Below are 3,084 nucleotides of genomic sequence, written 5' to 3'. Positions count from 1 at the left end.
CGGCACGCTCCCACGACCCACGGCGCACTCCCCCTGGCCCCGGCAACCGGCAACCGACATCCCCCAGTTGTGCCCACCCCATGGATACGGGTCAGGGGCCCGCAGTGAGAGCTGCTGGGCCCCTGACCCGTAGTGGGGTCCGCCCCCGACCTCGGGGAGTTACGCCGCTAGGCTGCGCTCAACGTTCTGCGGGGTCTTGGCGGGGTCTTCGGCGAGGTAGCGCTCGATCGAGTCGTCGAGTTCTTCGAGCCACGGTGTGTGGTGCTCGGCGGCCAGGGTTCCCGTCATGACCGAGCGGTAGACACGGTCGCGGTAGCCCATGATGTCGGCCTTCTTGTCGCGCTTCCACGCGAGGAAGATCTCGACGACCTGGTCGAGGTCGAACTCGGGGTAGTCCGTCTGCCGCAGCAGATCACGCACGTAGTCGGCCTGGAAGCGGACCTCTTCGGCGTCCGAGGAAAGCTTCTCGAAACGTTCCCGCCACTCGGCGATGGACGCGGAGCGTTCGGTCTCCGACGGCAGCTCGGCGCGGCCCAGGATGAGGTCGCGTACGTACCAGGCCTGCGCGTCGAACATGTTGAAGGTGAACCACTGGTCCTGCGCGCCGAGATAGGCCAGACGCGGGTTGTCCTGCCACACGACACCGCGGTAAAGGCCGTCCGGGTACACGTTGTTCGGGGAGGTCAGCGCGAGCTCGTCGGGCAGGAAGGGGTACTTGTGCAGGTAGCCGGTGCACAGGATGACGGCGTCGATGTGCTTCGAGGTGTCGTCGGCGAAGTGGACCGTGTTGCCCTCGATGCGCTTGATGACGGGGCGTTCCTCGAAGCCCTCGGGCCAGTCGTAGCCCATCGGCGCGGAACGATAGCTCGCCGTCACCGAGCGTGCGCCCATCTTGAACGCCTGGCTGCCGATGTCCTCGGCCGAGTAGCTGGAGCCGACGACGAGGACGTCCTGCCCCTTGAAGGCTTCCGCGCCGCGGAAGTCGTGCGCGTGGGCGATGTACCCGGGGAAGGTCTCGATGCCAGGGAAATGCGGCACGTTGGGGAAAGCGAAGTGGCCGCTGGCGACGACCACATGGTCGAACTCCTCGGTCGTCGTTTCTCCGGTGGGGAGATTCTCGACCGTGAGCGTGAAGACCTCACGCTCGGCGTCGTATTCCGTCCAGCGCACGACGGTCCGGAAACGGATGAAATCGCGCACGTTCGTCTTCTTCAGCCGGGCGGCGATGTAGTCCCACAGAACCGGGCGCGGCGGGTATGAGGAGACGGCGCGACCGAAGTGCTCGTCGAAGGTGTAATCAGCGAACTCCAGAGCTTCCTTCGGCCCATTCGACCACAGATTGCGGTACATGCTCGAGTGCACGGGCTCGCCGTACTCGTCGAGTCCGGTGCGCCAGGTGAAGTTCCACTGGCCACCCCAGTCAGCCTGTTTCTCAAAACAGACAATCTCGGGGATGTCCGCCCCCGCGCGCGCTGCGGTCTCAAAGGCCCGCAGCTGAGCCATGCCCGAGGGGCCGGCACCGACAATCGCTACTCTTTTTCTGTTCGTCACGTATGTCCCTTTATTTTCGCCATGCGGCCCCGCACCCACCCTCACGGGCAGGACGGAGGCATCCGATCGCCAGGATCCGCACGTATCGACCGGTCCAGAGGGGCGGCTTTCTTTCGACCGTAGCAGGATTGGCTCAATTGCGCTAATTTGCTGTCGCAATCAACGGCGTCAACCCGTCGGAGGTGCGGGCCGCGACAGCCGGTCCGGCCGTGCGGCTACAGGTCGACATCAAGCCCTACTCTCGGCGGATGAACTGCAGCTTTGCCACCTCGTCGGGTGCAACGGGGTCGTCCGCCGGGCTGGCCGCGAAGGTCGTCGCCCTGCATGTCTTCACCCTTTGGACTTCACATCGGCAACGCAGTAGAAAGGGTGGATGACGCCCTGGCGGAAATGTGGCCGACCGCAGCTCCTTCCCGGTCTGCGCAATCTCATTCCTCCGAGATGCAGAAGGAAGCGGATCCGTAATCTGGTTATCCGTCTTGTCCGAGTGAAAGTGTGTCAGGGGCGCCTCAGGGGCCGGCCTGCCGGCCTCGGGCCGTCGCCTGCCGGAGGCGGGTGGTGGCGAGGTCGATGAGGGTGCGGGTGGCCCGGCTGAGGGTGGTGTGGCGGCGGTGCACGAGGGCGAAGTGGTCGTAGAGTCTCGGCCGCAGCGGGGCGGAGTGGAGCCGGTGGGGCAGCTGGCCGGCGAGGCGGTGGACGACGCCGCGTGCCGCGATCGTGTCGGCGTGTCCGCGGGCGACGATCTCCAGCGCGGTCTCGACGTTCTCGACCTCGATGCGCGGCCGCAGTGTGCGGTGCGCCGCCTGTACGACACGGGTGAGCTGCTGACGGGTGTAGTCCCGTTCGCCCCACGTGGCCTCGGAGAGGACCAGTCTGGCGGCGCCGTCGACGGCGCCCGCAACGGCCGGCTCACCCTCTTCGCCGGCGGCGAGCCCAGCCTTCTGGAACGGGTCGCCCCGGTGCTGGAGACATTGGGCACAGTGATCCCGTGCGGCGGACTCGGCACCGGCAACGTGGTCAAGCTCGTCACCAACCAGCTGTGGTTCACCGCCTCCGCCGCACTCGGCGAGGGCTTCGCTCTCGGCCTGCGGCACGGCGTCGACCTGGGCGTGCTGTGGTCGGCGGTCCGGCAGTCCGTCGGCGACTCCTTCGTCGCCCGGCACGACGCACCCTCCGTCTTCGCCGGGCACTACGACCCCTCTTTCACCCTCGACCTGTGCGGCAAGGATCTCCGCCTGATCGGCGAACTCCAGACCGCGCTGGGCGCCTCCCTGCCGATGACCGATGCCGCCCGCGGCGCCTTCGACCGTGCCGTCCGGCGTTACGGTCCCGACCCCGCCGAGCTCCACGTCGCCAAGCACATCGAGGACGACACCGGCCTCTCTTTCCGCCTCGACGGCGACTGGTGTCGGCGTACGGGCTCTGGTGCAGAGGTGCGTACGGGTTGATCTGCAGAGGTGCTCCGGCGTGTCTGGCCGGGGGCTGGGCCGGTGGGAGGAGCCTGTCGCTGACGTTGTGCGGCGATGAGGGAGG

The 3,084-nt window shown here is 67.2% G+C and carries 3 protein-coding genes; 1 reads left to right on the top strand and 2 read right to left on the bottom strand.

Features of this window, described 5'->3' with window-relative positions:
- Positions 1-159 precede the first annotated feature (159 nt).
- Positions 160-1,596: an NAD(P)-binding domain-containing protein gene (locus C1I97_RS34220; RefSeq protein ID WP_258382878.1), complete on the bottom strand. Its 1,437-nt coding sequence runs from the start codon at positions 1,594-1,596 to the stop codon at positions 160-162.
- A gap of 464 nt (positions 1,597-2,060) precedes the next feature.
- A complete protein-coding gene (locus tag C1I97_RS42800) occupies positions 2,061-2,339 on the bottom strand; it encodes a LysR substrate-binding domain-containing protein (protein WP_369008378.1) in 279 nt (92 codons plus the stop codon).
- Between C1I97_RS42800 and C1I97_RS34210 the strand changes: the two genes are divergently transcribed.
- A complete protein-coding gene (locus C1I97_RS34210; protein WP_111006882.1) occupies positions 2,220-2,999 on the top strand; it encodes an NAD(P)-dependent oxidoreductase in 780 nt (259 codons plus the stop codon). The two genes, C1I97_RS42800 and C1I97_RS34210, sit on opposite strands and share 120 nt — an antisense overlap.
- Positions 3,000-3,084: the final 85 nt, after the last annotated feature.

Origin of the sequence: Streptomyces sp. NTH33 (genome assembly GCF_003236365.1) — a bacterium.
In the GTDB taxonomy this organism is placed as follows: Bacteria; Actinomycetota; Actinomycetes; order Streptomycetales; family Streptomycetaceae; genus Streptomyces.
Note: the sequence above shows the minus strand (reverse complement) of the source record. Positions and strands in the feature narration are given on the sequence as shown.